Annotated in this window: 19 protein-coding genes; 4 read left to right on the top strand and 15 right to left on the bottom strand. The window is 49.4% G+C overall.

The window, feature by feature from the left end:
- Positions 1-55: 55 nt before the first annotated feature.
- Genes bet through WKT05_RS02635 form a run of 7 tightly spaced genes read right to left on the bottom strand, consistent with a single transcriptional unit; the run spans position 56 to position 2,838 of the window.
- Positions 56-895, bottom strand: coding sequence for a phage recombination protein Bet (gene bet / locus WKT05_RS02665; protein ID WP_340412788.1), 840 nt, complete (start codon positions 893-895; stop codon positions 56-58).
- Between the two features lie 9 nt (positions 896-904).
- Entirely contained in the window at positions 905-1,372 is a 468-nt protein-coding gene (locus WKT05_RS02660) for a siphovirus Gp157 family protein (protein ID WP_340412787.1), read from the bottom strand.
- Entirely contained in the window at positions 1,369-1,551 is a 183-nt protein-coding gene (locus tag WKT05_RS02655) for a hypothetical protein (RefSeq protein ID WP_340412786.1), read from the bottom strand. The genes WKT05_RS02660 and WKT05_RS02655 overlap by 4 nt, the downstream gene beginning before the upstream one ends.
- A gap of 55 nt (positions 1,552-1,606) precedes the next feature.
- Entirely contained in the window at positions 1,607-2,206 is a 600-nt protein-coding gene (locus tag WKT05_RS02650) for a hypothetical protein (RefSeq protein ID WP_340412785.1), read from the bottom strand.
- Positions 2,196-2,435 carry a hypothetical protein gene (locus tag WKT05_RS02645; protein ID WP_340412784.1) on the bottom strand — a complete coding sequence of 80 codons (240 nt, stop codon included), beginning with the start codon at positions 2,433-2,435 and terminating at the stop codon, positions 2,196-2,198. The genes WKT05_RS02650 and WKT05_RS02645 overlap by 11 nt, the downstream gene beginning before the upstream one ends.
- Complete coding sequence (locus WKT05_RS02640) at positions 2,389-2,598, bottom strand: hypothetical protein (protein ID WP_340412783.1); 210 nt, start codon at positions 2,596-2,598, stop codon at positions 2,389-2,391. Before WKT05_RS02640 ends, WKT05_RS02645 begins: the two co-directional genes overlap by 47 nt.
- Positions 2,599-2,613: 15 nt before the next feature.
- Complete coding sequence (locus tag WKT05_RS02635; RefSeq protein WP_340412782.1) at positions 2,614-2,838, bottom strand: DUF739 family protein; 225 nt, start codon at positions 2,836-2,838, stop codon at positions 2,614-2,616.
- Between the two features lie 160 nt (positions 2,839-2,998).
- Here WKT05_RS02635 and lexA point away from each other — a divergent pair, with 160 nt between their 5' ends.
- Positions 2,999-3,631, top strand: coding sequence for a transcriptional repressor LexA (gene lexA, locus WKT05_RS02630; protein WP_340412781.1), 633 nt, complete (start codon positions 2,999-3,001; stop codon positions 3,629-3,631).
- 12 nt (positions 3,632-3,643) lie between these two features.
- Complete coding sequence (locus WKT05_RS02625; protein ID WP_340412780.1) at positions 3,644-4,657, top strand: tyrosine-type recombinase/integrase; 1,014 nt, start codon at positions 3,644-3,646, stop codon at positions 4,655-4,657.
- 263 nt (positions 4,658-4,920) lie between these two features.
- Here the strand turns inward: WKT05_RS02625 and WKT05_RS02620 are convergent, their stop codons facing one another.
- Together WKT05_RS02620 and ftsH are read right to left on the bottom strand one after the other, a co-directional pair.
- Positions 4,921-5,301 carry a helix-turn-helix domain-containing protein gene (locus WKT05_RS02620; protein WP_340412779.1) on the bottom strand — a complete coding sequence of 127 codons (381 nt, stop codon included), beginning with the start codon at positions 5,299-5,301 and terminating at the stop codon, positions 4,921-4,923.
- 174 nt (positions 5,302-5,475) lie between these two features.
- Complete coding sequence (ftsH, locus tag WKT05_RS02615) at positions 5,476-7,368, bottom strand: ATP-dependent zinc metalloprotease FtsH (RefSeq protein ID WP_340412778.1); 1,893 nt, start codon at positions 7,366-7,368, stop codon at positions 5,476-5,478.
- Positions 7,369-7,623: 255 nt separating this feature from the next.
- Here ftsH and WKT05_RS02610 point away from each other — a divergent pair, with 255 nt between their 5' ends.
- The gene (locus tag WKT05_RS02610) at positions 7,624-8,268 is read left to right on the top strand and encodes a GerMN domain-containing protein (RefSeq protein ID WP_340412777.1); all 645 of its coding nucleotides are present in this window, start codon (positions 7,624-7,626) and stop codon (positions 8,266-8,268) included.
- Positions 8,269-8,383: 115 nt separating this feature from the next.
- Here WKT05_RS02610 and WKT05_RS02605 read toward each other — a convergent pair whose 3' ends face one another.
- The 6 genes from WKT05_RS02605 to dnaX all read right to left on the bottom strand — a co-directional run bounded on the left by WKT05_RS02605 (position 8,384) and on the right by dnaX (position 13,409).
- Complete coding sequence (locus WKT05_RS02605; protein ID WP_340412776.1) at positions 8,384-8,854, bottom strand: hypothetical protein; 471 nt, start codon at positions 8,852-8,854, stop codon at positions 8,384-8,386.
- A gap of 102 nt (positions 8,855-8,956) precedes the next feature.
- On the bottom strand, positions 8,957-10,033 hold the full coding sequence (locus WKT05_RS02600; protein WP_340412775.1) for a sensor histidine kinase: 1,077 nt from the start codon (positions 10,031-10,033) through the stop codon (positions 8,957-8,959).
- The gene (locus tag WKT05_RS02595) at positions 10,017-10,709 is read right to left on the bottom strand and encodes a response regulator transcription factor (RefSeq protein WP_340412774.1); all 693 of its coding nucleotides are present in this window, start codon (positions 10,707-10,709) and stop codon (positions 10,017-10,019) included. The genes WKT05_RS02600 and WKT05_RS02595 overlap by 17 nt, the downstream gene beginning before the upstream one ends.
- Positions 10,710-10,869: 160 nt before the next feature.
- Positions 10,870-11,469, bottom strand: a complete 600-nt coding sequence (recR, locus tag WKT05_RS02590) for a recombination mediator RecR (protein WP_215508269.1) — start codon at positions 11,467-11,469, stop codon at positions 10,870-10,872.
- A gap of 2 nt (positions 11,470-11,471) precedes the next feature.
- A complete protein-coding gene (locus WKT05_RS02585) occupies positions 11,472-11,810 on the bottom strand; it encodes a YbaB/EbfC family nucleoid-associated protein (RefSeq protein ID WP_340412773.1) in 339 nt (112 codons plus the stop codon).
- Positions 11,811-11,819: 9 nt separating this feature from the next.
- Positions 11,820-13,409, bottom strand: a complete 1,590-nt coding sequence (gene dnaX, locus WKT05_RS02580; RefSeq protein ID WP_340412772.1) for a DNA polymerase III subunit gamma/tau — start codon at positions 13,407-13,409, stop codon at positions 11,820-11,822.
- Positions 13,410-13,580: 171 nt separating this feature from the next.
- On the opposite strand from dnaX, the gene WKT05_RS02575 reads away from it, so the two are divergent.
- On the top strand, positions 13,581-13,865 hold the full coding sequence (locus WKT05_RS02575; RefSeq protein ID WP_340412771.1) for a hypothetical protein: 285 nt from the start codon (positions 13,581-13,583) through the stop codon (positions 13,863-13,865).
- The last annotated feature ends 45 nt before the right edge of the window (positions 13,866-13,910 follow it).

Below are 13,910 nucleotides of genomic sequence, written 5' to 3'. Positions count from 1 at the left end.
CCTGCGAAGGACGCGCCCACCCTCACGCGGAACGCGCCACCCGCCGCTGCATATCTTAAAGTGCTTTACCGTCCAGCGCTTCTTTCGCCGCCTCAATATCGTCGATTATTGCGTCATAGTCGGCGACGATTATGTCGCTTGTATGCTCGTATCCCATACGCGCCATGGCGGCCCGTACGAGGCCCTCATCGCCTGCGATGGCGAACATGCGTTTTCGCTGCGCGTCGCTTATGGTTTCCGCCCTGACGATCTCTTCGACTTCGGCTTCGGCGATTTCTTCGGCGTCAGTTTCGGCCACTGCATCGTCTATGACAACGTGGTCACTGTCTAGGGCTTCATCGTCGACGGGCATCTCCTCTTCGCTATACATAGCTTGGAAGTCGTCGGGGAAGGCCTCTCTTAAAGCCTGTACTAAGGCCACCTTGCGAATCATGACGGCGGGCATCGACTTCCATGTCGCCGTATTACGCGAAAACTCGCTCATGGCGACGGTATGTTCTAGTGGAAAGTCCCAGCCCTCGACTGCGACCTTACAGAAACCGCCGACGATTTTTTCGTCCGGAGTGTAAAAAGTTCCCGGGCGGTTTTGATATGCGCCATTGTCTGTCTGTACTATGATTCCAGCGGTAAAACCTCTAAATTTAGGGTTAGCTTTCGCACGCTTTAAAAATACGTCTTTCCCGACAATTATCTGCGCCTGATTGTTTCCAAATTTTACAAGGTAGGCTTCCCGCAAAAACGGGTTAAGCCGTTGCGCCTTGCATAATTCCACAAACATTTTTACTTCGGCGTCGGTTACTTTTGAGGGATCGCCGCTTACCAAATACTGCTTAACGATATTGTTATTTAGTTCAATTTCTGTTCCGCCTGCGTTGTATTTTTCGATGTTTGCCATGATGTTCTCCTATCTCAATCTAAGGGATTTTTCGCGGACGATTTCCGCGCCTTCCGTTATTGCGCCGCTTTCGATTGCCTTCTTGATTTCGGCCTTTAGCGGCTTAATTTCCTTGACAAAAAATTCCTCGGGTATCTTTGTTTCGTCAGTGATCTCCACGCGCCCCGGGCCGTTTTGCAGAGACCATTTAAAGATCCCTGCTTCGACCTTGTCGCGGCCTATCTCTTCCAGGTTTTCTTTGACGTAGCGTTTTATGCTTTCGACGCGGTTTTTCGCCGCTTGCTTTTGCGCCCGAAGGCGCTTTTCCTCTTCCTCGTAGGCTTTCGCTTCCGCTTCTAAATTTCTGACCAGCTTTGCGACGTTTTCCAGCTTTTCTTCCAGGGCGCCGTCGATATTCTCCAGGGCTGCGGTGATGTCAATGTTGTCGTCCAGGCTCTCCATGGCCTCGTACATTTCGGCGATTTCGTATAATTTCATTGGATTTCCTCCTCCTCCATCAGCTCGCGGCATAGGCCTTGTATCTCGATTAAAAGCTCGGGTTTCTTTTCTTTCGCCCATTCGCCGATTCTGATTTGCTCGTCGTAGCGGTTGAGTTCGGATAATTTTTCTTGTAGTCTTTCGCCCGTTGTCGGACCGTTGGTGTTTTCAAAATACATTTTTTGCTCCTTTGTGGTATACTTACGTTGTATCTTTTCTTAATCGTGCGGCGGCTCATCGCTGTGCGATTTTTTTTATTTTCGTTTTTTCCAGGCATAAGTCGTTTTTTAGGACTGTAGTTTTTAGTCCGTGCGCGGCCTCTATCAAGTAAAACCGCCGCGTCTCGTCAATAACCTTGCCTGTAACGGTGCCAAAGTCGATTCTCGGCCTTCCGCCACTTTCGTGGGGCAATTCCACTGTGTACGCCTCACCGACCTCTAACGGCCTATAAAATGACTTGTAGGGCTCTGCCACTGCTTCCGCCTTCGGCCTTCCGATCTTCGGTGTTTCAAATTCCCCGAAGTCGATAGAGTCGGCTGCGTTTTCTTTCAAAAATTCCTTAAATTCTTGATCGTTTCGGTGACTTGCATACACGATGCTGTCGATCGTCACGTCGTCAAGACCCGCCCGGAATAGCAAGTGCCGATAAAGCGTTTCGACGCCTTTCGCGTTTTGCGCGTTTGTCCGCTCCCTCACCCTGTTTTTTATCTTTTTGAGGCCCTCAAGTGTTATGGTAGCGACCGATGCGGCCATATAGTCCAGCGGAACCCCGTTTTCGTACATATGACCAAGTTGTCTTGCGGCCGTCTCGGCGGGTACTAGATTACGGCTCATAGTATTCACCGCGCGCCTTGCTATATTCCACCGCCGCCGCTGCCTTGTTTACCGGCTGCATACTCATCGCTTCCGCGTATGCGTCGGCTTTTACGCCTGCGATCATTCCAGCGAAAAACACCGCGGCAAGTATGACAAATGCAAATAGTCGACGGTTCGCAACTGCGTTCGCGTCGCGGTAATCAAAGCGCCGCTGTACTAGTACTTTCTTCCGTGTCGATCTTTCCAACGTAGTCCTCCATCTTTTTCTTATAAATCACATACGAATAACGGCCTTTCATTTCGATGGCTGCGCCAAAGGGGAAAACGCCTTGCTGCAGCCCTGTTCGGATTGTCGTCGCGGGCTTCCCTAAGATTTCCGCCGCCCTCTCGACGCTTATTGTGTAAGTCATGTTTCACCTCGCGGTTCACATTGCTTGAACTTCTTGGTTAAAAAAATATTCTTGTACTTCCGACGGATCAATTCTCAACACTTCCATCGCTTTGGAAATTTCGGTTTGCTTCCAGGGTACGCGATTGTTAAGCTTCAACGAAATAGAGCGATCCGAAAGCCCCATCTCCGTTGCGAAATTTGTTCTGCTTATGCAGATTTCAACGATCCTTCCTTCTAGTTTTCTGTAATTATATTTCATCAATACCGCCTTTCTGTTGTTCACGTTTCTTGAACTATCTTTAGTTTACACCCCTTGAACTCTTTTGTCAAGGGCAAAGTTTTTATTATTTGAACTTTTGTTTTTGATGCTTGAACATAAGTATATAATGTAGTATAATAAAATCAGATTGGAGGGGAAAATGAAAAAGTCAAATACATCGGAACGGCTCCGCTTTTTAATGGCCGAAAGAAATTTAAAACAGGTCGATATTTTAAATAAGGCAAAGAATGTAGGCGGCTACTTATCCAAAAGCGCCTTAAGTCAGTATGTAAGCGGTAAAAGCGAACCGGATCAAGAAAAGCTGACGCTCTTATCCGAAATTCTTGGCGTAAGTGAAACGTGGCTTATGGGCTACGAAACAAGCATCGACGGTATAAAAAATATCTTTAGACCTATAACGAAAAAATCCTACCCGCTATTAGGAACGATTGCCGCGGGCGTCCCAATTTTAGCCGAACAAAATATCGAAGAGTATATAAACCTAGACAAAAAAATAAACGCGGATTTTTGCCTCCGCGTTTCCGGTGATTCCATGGTATTGGCCCATATTTTTGATGGCGATGTTGTTTTTATTCGGCGCCAGCCGGACGTGGAAAATGGGGAGATTGCCGCCGTTTTAATCGACGAGCGGGCAACACTAAAAAAGGTCCATAAATTTGGTGATCGAATAGAGCTTCGGGCGGAAAATCCACGATTTAAAACGATCGAACTAGACGATTCTTCGGCGGTGTCTATCCTTGGGAAAGCTGTTTACAAATTAAGCAAGATATAAGGGGGCGATACCATGAAAAAACCGAACGGCGCCGGGACTGTCTACAAGGTCAAGGGCCGCAAGCTGCGCAAGCCGTGGCGGGTAATCGGCCCGCCGCCGAAGCGCACGAACCTCGGCTATGTCGCCACGAAAAAAGAAGGCGAACAGCTGCTTTTAGATTATGACCGTAACCCGAAACCTTTTGAGGCGCCCACGCTTGCCGAACTTTATGACCGCTTAATGCGGACGAAAAAATTTAACACGGAAAAAACGCGGCTTATGTATGTCACGTCATGGACCTACTACGCGGACCTTGCCGACGAAAAAATAACAGATATAAAATCACGCCACATCCAGGATCTTATCGATGAACTATACGAGGATCGCGGGCTAAGCTATTCCACCGCACAAAAAACAAAGGTCTTGGCATCGCAACTTTACAAAATGGCCCTTGCCGACGACTACGTGGGTAAAAATTACGCCGAGTTTGTCACCCTCCCGAAAAAGCCGAAGCCCGACAATCGCACCTTTACCGCAAACGAAATCGAAAAACTAAAGGCGGCATCCAGAACGAACGTTTGGGCTAAAATGATCGTCGCTTTAATTTATACAGTTATGCGCCCTTCCGAGCTTTTAAAGACGCTAAAATTTAATGTACACCTAGACGACAATTATATCATCGCGGGCTGTAAAACCGACGCGGGAACGGATCGCTATATCCCGATTTATAGAGATGTAAAGCCCCTGATAACGTACTTTTACAAAAAATCAAGGTCCGAATATTTAGTCACATTTAATGGCAAGCCCGTCACGTATCGCTATTTTTTAGATAGATATTACGAGGTCATAGAGGGCTTGGGGATCACACGCCTAACGCCACGAGCCTGCCGCAAAACGGGAATAACCCTCTATCAAAATATGGGTATTGATAAAATCGCCCTGCAGCGGATCGCCGGGCACGCAAGTTTTGAGACGACGAATAAGTATTACACCGGGGATATATCAAAATCACTGCAAGACGCGATAAGTGTATTAAACGCAAAATAACAATCGGGGCGCGGCCTATATATTGTGGTGCTATTGTGGTGCTACGCACACGATTTTCCACCACCGCCCACGAACATTCGCAAAATAGAAAACGGCTCGAAGCATTGAAAACACTGAAAACAAGCCGTTCCGAAAAAATAATTTTGTTTTAATTATAGAACTCTTAATCAGTGGGCCCAGGGTTCGAGTCCCTGAAGATGCACCAGATACGCGGAGCTTCGGCTCCGTTTTTTTATGTCTTTTTCCCACAAAAAAAGCAACGGTTACACGTCGCTTTTGTCTTTGTTTTTCCAATAGAGGTCCCACACTCTTTTCATCAGAATATCTTTGTCCCGCTGCCCGATCTTCTCTGAAGCCAGGGCTTTTTTCATGCCGTTAAAGGACTGGCGCAAGATTTTGTAATCGTCGTAGGCCGCATCGTCTTTTTCCGGCGTGGCGAATTCCTCGTCTTCGTGGAGCAGATCATTCACATCCACGGAAAAAACATGGGCCATTTTTTTGTAAATGAGCTGGTTTTTCGGGTAGCTGTCGCCGGATTCGTAGTTCTTTACCGTGCGGACACTTACCCCCAAGGCGTCGGCCAGTTCCTGTTGAATCCAGCCTTTTTCCGTGCGAAGGGTTTTTACTTTTTCTGCAAAAGTCATCGAATCACCTGCTCTTGTATAGTCCTAATTCCGTTTGTCTAATCATGATACTGCCCTCGGGCAATCAGAGAAGTTCGGCAGCGGCCTCTCTACCCTCGTGGGCATCCTCGAAAAAAAAGCCCTGCAAAAGCAGGGCATGCATTGTATTTATTTTCCTAGAAAAAAGCGGTGCTGTCAATGAAGATCTTCTTCCCCTTTTTCCTCTTTCGACCTTTCCGGTGCATCTTCCGCCCCATTTCCGCCGCGATTTTTTTCTAAAATTTCCATAAATTCCGCGCCGGTAATGGTTTCTTTCTTCAAAAGGTAGTGGGAAATGGCGTGAAGGCTGTCCACATTTTCCGTAAGGATCTTGTGGCTCTTTTCCTGCGCCTTGGTGATGATGGCGCTTACGGCCATGTCGATGTCGAAGGCACGGCGGTCGGAAACGGCCAAAGTGGTGTCGCCGCCTAAATAGCGATTGGTTAGGGTTTCCATGGCCACGAAGCCGAACTCGTCGGTCATGCCGTAGCGGGTAATCATGGAGCGGGCAATTTTCGTGGCCTGCTCGATGTCGTTAGATGCCCCGGTGGTGCGGGTATTGAAGATCAATTCTTCCGCCGCGCGACCGCCGGTAAAGGTGACGATTTTGTTGAAGGCCTCTTCCTTGCTGATGAGGAATTTTTCTTCTTCGTCCACCTGCATGGTGTAGCCTAAAGCGCCGCTGGTTCGGGGAATAATGGTAATCTTATGCACCGGCGCCGATTCCTTTTGCATGGCGGCAACCAGAGCGTGGCCCACTTCGTGGTAGGCGATGATTTCTTTTTCCCTTTGACTGATGACACTGTTTTTCCGTTGGTGGCCGGCGATAACCACTTCCACGCTTTCCATTAAATCTTCTTCGCTCATTAATCTGCGACCGCAGCGAACGGCGCGAAGGGCCGCTTCATTCACCATATTGGCGAGATCCGCCCCGCTGGCGCCGGCAGTGGCTTTGGCCACGGCATTGTAGTCGATGGCCTCTTCCTTCTTTACATCTTTCGCGTGAACCTTCAAAATGGCCTCGCGGCCGGCGAGATCCGGCAGCTCTACGGGAATGCGGCGGTCGAAACGGCCGGGACGCAAGAGGGCCGGGTCCAAGGACTCGGGGCGGTTCGTGGCCGCGAGAATGACCACGCCGCCGTTACCTTCAAAACCGTCCATTTCGGCTAAGAGTTGATTCAGCGTTTGTTCCCGCTCGTCGTTGCCCGAAAAACCGGCGCCGTCGCGCTTCTTGCCGATGGTGTCGATTTCGTCGATAAAGACGATGCAGGGCGCTTTGTCCTTCGCCTGTTCAAACAGGTCACGCACCTTGGCGGCGCCGAGTCCCACGAACATTTCCACAAATTCCGAGCCGGAAATAGAGAAAAAGGGCACGCTGGCTTCTCCCGCCACAGCTTTGGCCAGGAGGGTCTTCCCCGTACCCGGCGGGCCGACGAGAAGGGCTCCCTTGGGAAGCTTGGCGCCGATTTCCGTGTACTTGCTCGGGTTGTGGAGAAAATCAACGATCTCCGTTAAATCATCCTTGGCCTCGTCCTGCCCCGCCACATTGGCGAAGGTAATTCCCTCCACGCTCTGATCGTAAATCTTCGCATTGCTTTTGCCGAAGCTCATGGGGCCCACGCCCCCTTTGCCGCCCATGGATTTCGTCATGGAGCGCAGGAAAATCTGTCCCACGGCCACCATAACCACCACCATCAGGGCGAAGCTCAAGAGGCTTTGCAAAATCGGATTCATTTCGCTGGGGAACTTGCGATCAAATTCCACGCCATTGTCGTAGAGGCGATTGACCAGACTTTCGTCGGGGAAACGGGCCGTTTCATAGCGCACATCCTTTTCCCCTTTTATGGTAAAGGCGATTTGCTTATCCGCAATATGGGCTTCCTTTACCTTCTTTTGATCCACATCGGACAAAAATTCATTGTAGCTGACGCTTTTGATCTTTACCGGATCCCGCAACATCTTCGGCATCAGCATAAACGAGATCAAAAAGACCAGTACAATTCCGATGGCGTAATATATAAACATCGGTTTATTTATATCTTTTTTCATCGACTCCTCCAATCATTCTATCTTCTATGTATATCCATCTATGAATAAATTATGCAATCCGGCGATGGATAGATCTTACCACAGCCTTCGGATCTTTAAGCGTCGGTACAAAAAACTTATCATCATCTTTGCCATTGAGGGCAATAGTAAAGTCTCGTAAAGAAATACCCCGTTGGCACCGCGATTTGTTTCAATCCCCTGCCGCTGTGGTAAAATAACCAATAACAACAACGTTTTAATGACTGAGGAGGAAAGATGAAAAAATTAAAATTAACCGCCATCACAGGCGCCTGCCTGGGCCTGCTTCTCGTGGCCACGGGTTGTGCCAAAAATGCTGCACAAGCGGAAGAAGCGAATAATCAGGTGGAAGTCGTTGAAAACCAAAAGACATCGGAAGATTTAAACAAAGAAGCCGCCGAAAACAAGGCCAATGAAGCCAAAGAAAAAGAGGCGAAAGGCAAAGAGGACAAGGACAAGAAGGGCGAAGAAAAAAGCTATGAAGTCACCTTGACCTACCCCTCCTCCGACTACATCGTCAACGGCGACGAAGAAAATAAAAAAGTCACGGAACAAGCGACGATCAAGGCGTCGAAAGACGACATCGTTACGAAAGTATTGAAACAATTGGCCCAAAGCCCGAAGGCCGAAGGCGCCGAATCCGTAGGCTTGGATAAATTTGATTTCTCCAAATCCAAATTAGACGGCACCACCGCTATCGTGGATCTTTCAGGCGATGTTGCCGGCGGTTCCCTGGAAGAGGACGTGCTGGCACGTTCCATCGTCAACAGTTTGCTTTCCGTGGACGGCATTAAGGCCGTGGAATTTACCATCAATGGCGAAAAGGCCGAAAGCCTTATGGGCCACGTGGATATTTCCGAACCCTTTACGAAAAATCTGTAATCGAAAAGAACCCTTGAGTCCGGCGAAAACCGGGCTCTTTTTTTGCGTCTTCAAAGGGTCACGAATCGCAAAAAATTCTCCAACGAAAAAAGCCAAGGGGATTCCCCCCGTGGCTTTAAGACGTCGGTCCGTTGAGTTTTAAATTTTCTTCCACCGCCGACGGATCGCCCGTCTTTGCCTTGTCCAGCATTTCCTTGAAAAAGCTTCGCGTCGCGTCGTCGCATTTTTTCGGGCTCATGTAGTTCATCGTCGGTGCCTTTTCCAATTCTTCGATGGCTTTGTCGGCCCGTGCTTTGTCCGTCTTGTAATTATCCAACCATTCCTTTTCCCAGGCTTCTTCCCAATATTGGGACGCCCGCGTGTCGCCATAGCCCGCTTGATATTCGGCGTCTTTCTCGCCGTCTAATTCCGTCGGCAAGGTGTAATTGTCGGGCCAATTTAAATCGGCTACCGTTTCTTTAAATTCCTTGTTTGCAACATCGTAGGAATGAAGGCCTTCCGGATTGCCTCTATGACAGGCGCAAAGGCCGAGAGCCAGGGCGAGGATAAAGGACACGCACAGGATTCGCCTAAATGTTTTTCTCATATCAATCTCCTTTTCAATGTAAAAGCATTTCTACATCTCAAAGAATAGCATGGCTCCCGTTGAGAGTTTTTAATTCCCTTCTACGATATTCTTACTTTTTTCCTACTTTCTGAACGTCAATCGAAAACACACTTTGTTATCTGCGCTTTCCGCTGTGATCGCCGCCCCGTGGGCGCGGAGAATCTCCCGCGCAATGGCAAGGCCTAAACCGGAACCGCCGGCGGCGTGTCGCGACGGATCCATGCGGTAGAATGGCTCGAAAAGATTCTCCAACGCGTCCTCGGGAATGGTCTTACAGGCGTTGATAAAGTCGATGGTCACCCCCGCCTCACTTTCTTCGACGGTCACTTGAACGGTGCTGTCCTGATCGCCATGCAAATAGGCATTTTTTAATAGATTGCCGAAGACCCGAGACATTTTGTCGCCGTCACAGGAAAGGTATACTTTTCCCGGTACGTGGAGTTTACATTCCATGCCCTTTTCGTCGAAGAGGGGTTTAAATTCAAAAATAATCTGCTCCAAGAGAAGGCTCAAATTGCATTCGGCAACCTCCAGCTTTAAATCGGACAAATTAAATTTCGTCATTTCAAAAAATTCATCGATTAAATCGGAAAGGGCCCGGCTCTTTCTCAAGGCGACATCGAGGTATTTCTCCCGCTCCTCGTCGGACAATTTTACATCGCCGCACAATAGATTTAAGTAGCCCACAATGGATGCCAAAGGCGTCTTTAAATCGTGGGCCAAATTCACGATTAAATCATTTTTCTGCTTCTGCCTCTGCGCTGCCAAGGCTTCGTTTCGAATGGATTCCGCCTTTAGTGCATTGATTTTTTCGGCAATGGCGGCGAGTTCCGGCGACAATTCAATGGCGCCTGCTTCTTTATCGAAAAGAAGGCTTGTGGCTTCCTGCAATTCATCGACGTAGTGAACCAATTGCTTAAATAAACGGTAAGTGGCAAGCACAATTAAAAGCACCCAAATGCCCAGCGCCGGATAGAGCAAGTAAAGGTCCCGGTAATATAAGTAATTGAAAGGATCATGGCCGTTCAGCCATCGACGCAAACAGACGCTGATGAATATTGTGGCGAAAAACACCGCGGCGGTTATGACAACAACTCGGATCACGTAGCGCTTAAAAATTCCGCGGAGCAAAAAGTCGTTGTTAATTTTCGATGACATAGCCTACGCCCCAAACCGTTTTAATGTACTTGGCATGGCGACCGGAATCATGCATCTTTTCTCGAATCCGCCCGATGTGCGCCATCACCGTGTTGTTGTTATCCATGTACTTTTCCCGCCAAATGGCTTCGAAAAGCGCCTCCGATGACACGACATCTCCCATGTGCTCGCACAAATACCACACGATTTCAAATTCGATGGGCGTCAGGGAAAGGGGCTTTTCATTTAGGGTGCATTTGTGCTCCCTTTTGTTGATGACCAAGCCGCGAACGGAAATCTCTTCCTCCGGCCCGCCGATCCCCTGATTGTATCGGCCGCTTCGGCGAAGTTGCGTCTTCACTCGGGCCACCACTTCCAAGGGGTTAAAGGGCTTGGTCATGTAATCATCGGCCCCGACAGTGAGGCCCAGAATTTTATCCCCAAAATCAATTTTCGACGTAAGCATAAGAATAGGAAAAAAGTAGTTTTCCCGAATCCTTTGGCACAGACTGAAACCGTCTAAATCTTCCAGCATAATGTCCAAAATCATGGCGTCCGGCGGATTCGCTTTGATTTTTTCGAGGGCATCTTTGCCGTCAAATGCCGTTTCCACGGCGTAGCCGTCGTTACGAAGATAAATCGCAAGCAGTTCGCAAATTTCTTTCTCATCATCGACGATAAGGATTTTTTCTTTCATGGCGTTTCTCCATAAGTCTTAAAAATGTCTTCCTCTCATTTGACTTCACTATACCACGAATCCGCTTTTTCATTGCAATAATTTGTTTAATGCGCTTCTGCATAATAAAACAAGCCCCCTTTTTCGGAGACTTGTTCGTAAGAGAATCTGAAAATTCTGTTTATTTTTCTCTGTAATCCGTGCGATGGGCGAGGGCCGTGGCCACGGTGAGCTCGTCGTAATACTCCAAATCGCCGCCGACGGGGATGCCGTGGGCGATGCGGGTAATGTGGATGTCCACATCGGCCAAGGTGCGAGTAATGTAGCGGGCGGTCATGTCGCCGTCTTTCGTGGGATTGGTGGCGAGTATGAGCTCCTTAATGGGCTCGTGCTTGAGACGCTCCAGAAGTTCTTTAATCCTCAGGTCGTTGGGCACAATGCCTCGCTCCGGCACGATGACGCCGTGGAGCACGTGGTACAGGCCGTTGTACTTGCCTGTGGCTTCCATGACCTGTACATCTTGTGGCCGCTCCACCACGCAAATCACCGTGCGGTCCCGGTGGTCGCTTTTACAAATGCGGCAGGGATCGGAATCGGTGTAGTCGTGGCAGATGCTGCACTCCCTTATTTTTTCGCGGGCTTCCTGAATGGCCTGAGCCAACTGCTCCGCCTCCTCCGGCGGAGAATCCAACAAAAAGTAGCTGAGGCGCCTGGCCGTTTTCGTGCCGATCCCCGGCAGACGGCTCAAGCGATAGATCAGCTCTTCCAGGGGCTTATCCATCGCTAAAACAGGCCCGGCATATTGAGGCCGCCGGTTAAGCGGGACATTTCCCCTTCCGTCTTTTCTCTCGCACTGTTCATGGCTTCGCGAATGGCGGCGAGAATCAAGTCTTCCAAGGTTTCCACGTCTTCCGGATCCACCACGTCGGGATCGATGGAAAGGCGCAGGAGCTCTTGCTTTCCGTTGACCACGGCGGTAACGACGCCGCCGCCTGATGTGGCTTCAAATTCCTGTTTGTCCAGATCCGCCTGCATTTTTTCCATATCCTTTTGGAATTTTTGTACCTGCTTCATCATATTGTTCATGTTTTTTCCGCCCATATTGGGAAATCCCTTAGCCATAATGCCTCCTTATTCTTTTTCAATAATTACATCTTTAAATACGCGCTCAATGGACCGAAGCACTTCGTCGTCATCATCGCCGATGGCTTCCACCGCCACCGTGGTCTCCGGCCCGAGGGCTTCTTTTACGCCTTCAAGCAAAGCTTTTTCGTTGGCCGCTTTTTTCAGCATCTGCAAATGGAATGTAAACTTCGGCTCGAAGAGAATGGTGAGCTGGCTCCCCTCCATTTTCGTGGTTTGCGCATCTTTTAAGAGGGCCGCGCAGGCCACGCTTTTCTCGCGCACCGCCGATTGTACCCCTTGCCAGGTCTCTGCCGAAAGGGCCGTCTTTTCGCCTTCGATTATATCACGGCCCCCATCATCCCTCAAAGCTTCTTCCGCTTCGCCTTGCTCGACCTCGGGGGCTTCGGGGCGCGTTTCTTCCTTCACTGGGGCTCTTTCTTTCTTCTCTTCATCGGCTTTCACTGCCGCCGGTTTTCGCGGCGTCAGCCGAAGGGCCGCCTCATCGGGCAATTGTCCCCCTTCTTTTAAGTGAAGGGCTTTTAATAGTAGAATTTCCACCACGGTCTTGGGATCCTTGGCATAGCGAAACTGCTCCCGCCCCTGTTGAAAAAGCTGAAGGACTTGAAAACCGTAGCCTTCCTCTAAATTCTTTGCGTGGGCTTCGAAAGCCGCCCCTTCCTTTTCGCTAAGGCCTTTGGGAATGGCGTGGGTGTAGCCGTAAAACAAAAGGTCGCGGAAGTAGTCGATCAACGCGTCGAGGAGAAGAGAAAAATTCTTCCCCCGGTCGTAGGCGCTGTTCAGCGCATCGACGATGAGGGCGCCGTCCGAAGCAATGAGGCCGTCGACAATGCGGAAAATCCCCTCTTCTTCCGTAAGACCCAGGGCGTTTTGTACCAATTCCCCGTCCACGACGCCTTCCCCCATGGAAAGGACCTGATCCAAAATAGACAGGCTGTCTCGCATACTGCCGTCGCTGTGGGCGGCGATGACCGCCAGGCCTTCGTCGGTGTAGCTTCTCTCTTCCAGATCCAAAATCCGGGCGAGCTCCCCTTGAATGGCTTCTTCTTTTAAACGGAAGAAGGTAAAGCGTTGGGCGCGGGACAAAATCGTGGCGGGAATTTTTTCCGGCTCCGTCGTGGCCAAAATAAACAGGGCGTGGGCCGGGGGCTCTTCCAAAATTTTCAAGAGGGCATTAAAAGCCCCCTTGCTCAACATATGGACCTCGTCGATAATGTAGACCTTTTTCTTCGCCACCGCCGGCGCATAGGCCACGTGTTCGCGAATCTCCCGTATGTCGTCCACGGAATTGTTGCTGGCCGCATCGATTTCCATAACATCGAAGAGGCTCTCGTCTAAAATGCCGCGGCAGACCTTGCATTCATTGCATGGATTGGCCTCTACCGGCGACAAACAGTTCACGGCGCGGGCAAAAATTTTCGCCACCGAGGTCTTTCCCGTGCCTCGGGTACCGGAAAAAATATAGGCGTGGTGAACGCGGTTTTCTTTTATTTGATTTTTCAGTGCGGTAATGGTCATCTCTTGGCCGACGACGTCGTCGAATGTCTTGGGCCGATACCTTCTGTACAGTGCTTGCATAATCGCCTCCGGCTATTAGTATACATGAAAAGGTCCCGACGAGAAACAGATCCCTTAGACCTTTCTTCGATCGAATCCGAAAATTTTGACCATTCCTTCACGATTCTATCACATGAGGCGGTTATACTAAGGCTACATCAATGATATGAATCTTTTAGGAGGTATTTCGAAATGAAAAACTTAAAGAAAATCGCTAGCGCTATGGCAGTAGGTACCCTTATGTTCGGTCTCGTTGCTTGCCAACCCAAAGCTGACAAAGCTGAAAACGCTGCAAACAACGCTAAGAACGCTGCTAACAACGCTGCTCAAGAAGCTAACAACGCTGCTAACGAAGCTGCTAACAAAGCTGACAACGCTGCAAAAGCTAACGCTGCTGCTGACAACGCAAAAGCTGCTGCTGACAACGCACAAGCTGCTGCTGACAACGCTGACAAAGCTGAAAACTCCGCTAAGTAATCGACGATTCGATTTAGAAAAAGCTCCGGCATCCCCGGAGTTTTT

The sequence above is a fragment of the Peptoniphilus sp. HCN-40583 genome (assembly GCF_037892835.1).
Taxonomy (GTDB): Bacteria; Bacillota; Clostridia; order Tissierellales; family Peptoniphilaceae; genus Aedoeadaptatus; species Aedoeadaptatus rachelemmaiella.
This window is presented reverse-complemented; position numbering and strand designations above follow the sequence as displayed.

What these genes read in the sequence shown, in the direction of transcription:
- bet (WP_340412788.1), bottom strand. Translation starts at nt 895, where the DNA reads ATGGCAAACATCGAAAAATACAACGCAGGCGGAACAGAAATTGAACTA.
- WKT05_RS02660 (WP_340412787.1), bottom strand. Translation starts at nt 1,372, where the DNA reads ATGAAATTATACGAAATCGCCGAAATGTACGAGGCCATGGAGAGCCTG.
- WKT05_RS02655 (WP_340412786.1), bottom strand. Translation starts at nt 1,551, where the DNA reads ATGTATTTTGAAAACACCAACGGTCCGACAACGGGCGAAAGACTACAA.
- WKT05_RS02650 (WP_340412785.1), bottom strand. Translation starts at nt 2,206, where the DNA reads ATGAGCCGTAATCTAGTACCCGCCGAGACGGCCGCAAGACAACTTGGT.
- WKT05_RS02640 (WP_340412783.1), bottom strand. Translation starts at nt 2,598, where the DNA reads ATGACTTACACAATAAGCGTCGAGAGGGCGGCGGAAATCTTAGGGAAG.
- WKT05_RS02635 (WP_340412782.1), bottom strand. Translation starts at nt 2,838, where the DNA reads ATGAAATATAATTACAGAAAACTAGAAGGAAGGATCGTTGAAATCTGC.
- lexA (WP_340412781.1), top strand. Translation starts at nt 2,999, where the DNA reads ATGAAAAAGTCAAATACATCGGAACGGCTCCGCTTTTTAATGGCCGAA.
- WKT05_RS02625 (WP_340412780.1), top strand. Translation starts at nt 3,644, where the DNA reads ATGAAAAAACCGAACGGCGCCGGGACTGTCTACAAGGTCAAGGGCCGC.
- WKT05_RS02620 (WP_340412779.1), bottom strand. Translation starts at nt 5,301, where the DNA reads ATGACTTTTGCAGAAAAAGTAAAAACCCTTCGCACGGAAAAAGGCTGG.
- ftsH (WP_340412778.1), bottom strand. Translation starts at nt 7,368, where the DNA reads ATGAAAAAAGATATAAATAAACCGATGTTTATATATTACGCCATCGGA.
- WKT05_RS02610 (WP_340412777.1), top strand. Translation starts at nt 7,624, where the DNA reads ATGAAAAAATTAAAATTAACCGCCATCACAGGCGCCTGCCTGGGCCTG.
- WKT05_RS02605 (WP_340412776.1), bottom strand. Translation starts at nt 8,854, where the DNA reads ATGAGAAAAACATTTAGGCGAATCCTGTGCGTGTCCTTTATCCTCGCC.
- WKT05_RS02600 (WP_340412775.1), bottom strand. Translation starts at nt 10,033, where the DNA reads ATGTCATCGAAAATTAACAACGACTTTTTGCTCCGCGGAATTTTTAAG.
- WKT05_RS02595 (WP_340412774.1), bottom strand. Translation starts at nt 10,709, where the DNA reads ATGAAAGAAAAAATCCTTATCGTCGATGATGAGAAAGAAATTTGCGAA.
- recR (WP_215508269.1), bottom strand. Translation starts at nt 11,469, where the DNA reads ATGGATAAGCCCCTGGAAGAGCTGATCTATCGCTTGAGCCGTCTGCCG.
- WKT05_RS02585 (WP_340412773.1), bottom strand. Translation starts at nt 11,810, where the DNA reads ATGGCTAAGGGATTTCCCAATATGGGCGGAAAAAACATGAACAATATG.
- dnaX (WP_340412772.1), bottom strand. Translation starts at nt 13,409, where the DNA reads ATGCAAGCACTGTACAGAAGGTATCGGCCCAAGACATTCGACGACGTC.
- WKT05_RS02575 (WP_340412771.1), top strand. Translation starts at nt 13,581, where the DNA reads ATGAAAAACTTAAAGAAAATCGCTAGCGCTATGGCAGTAGGTACCCTT.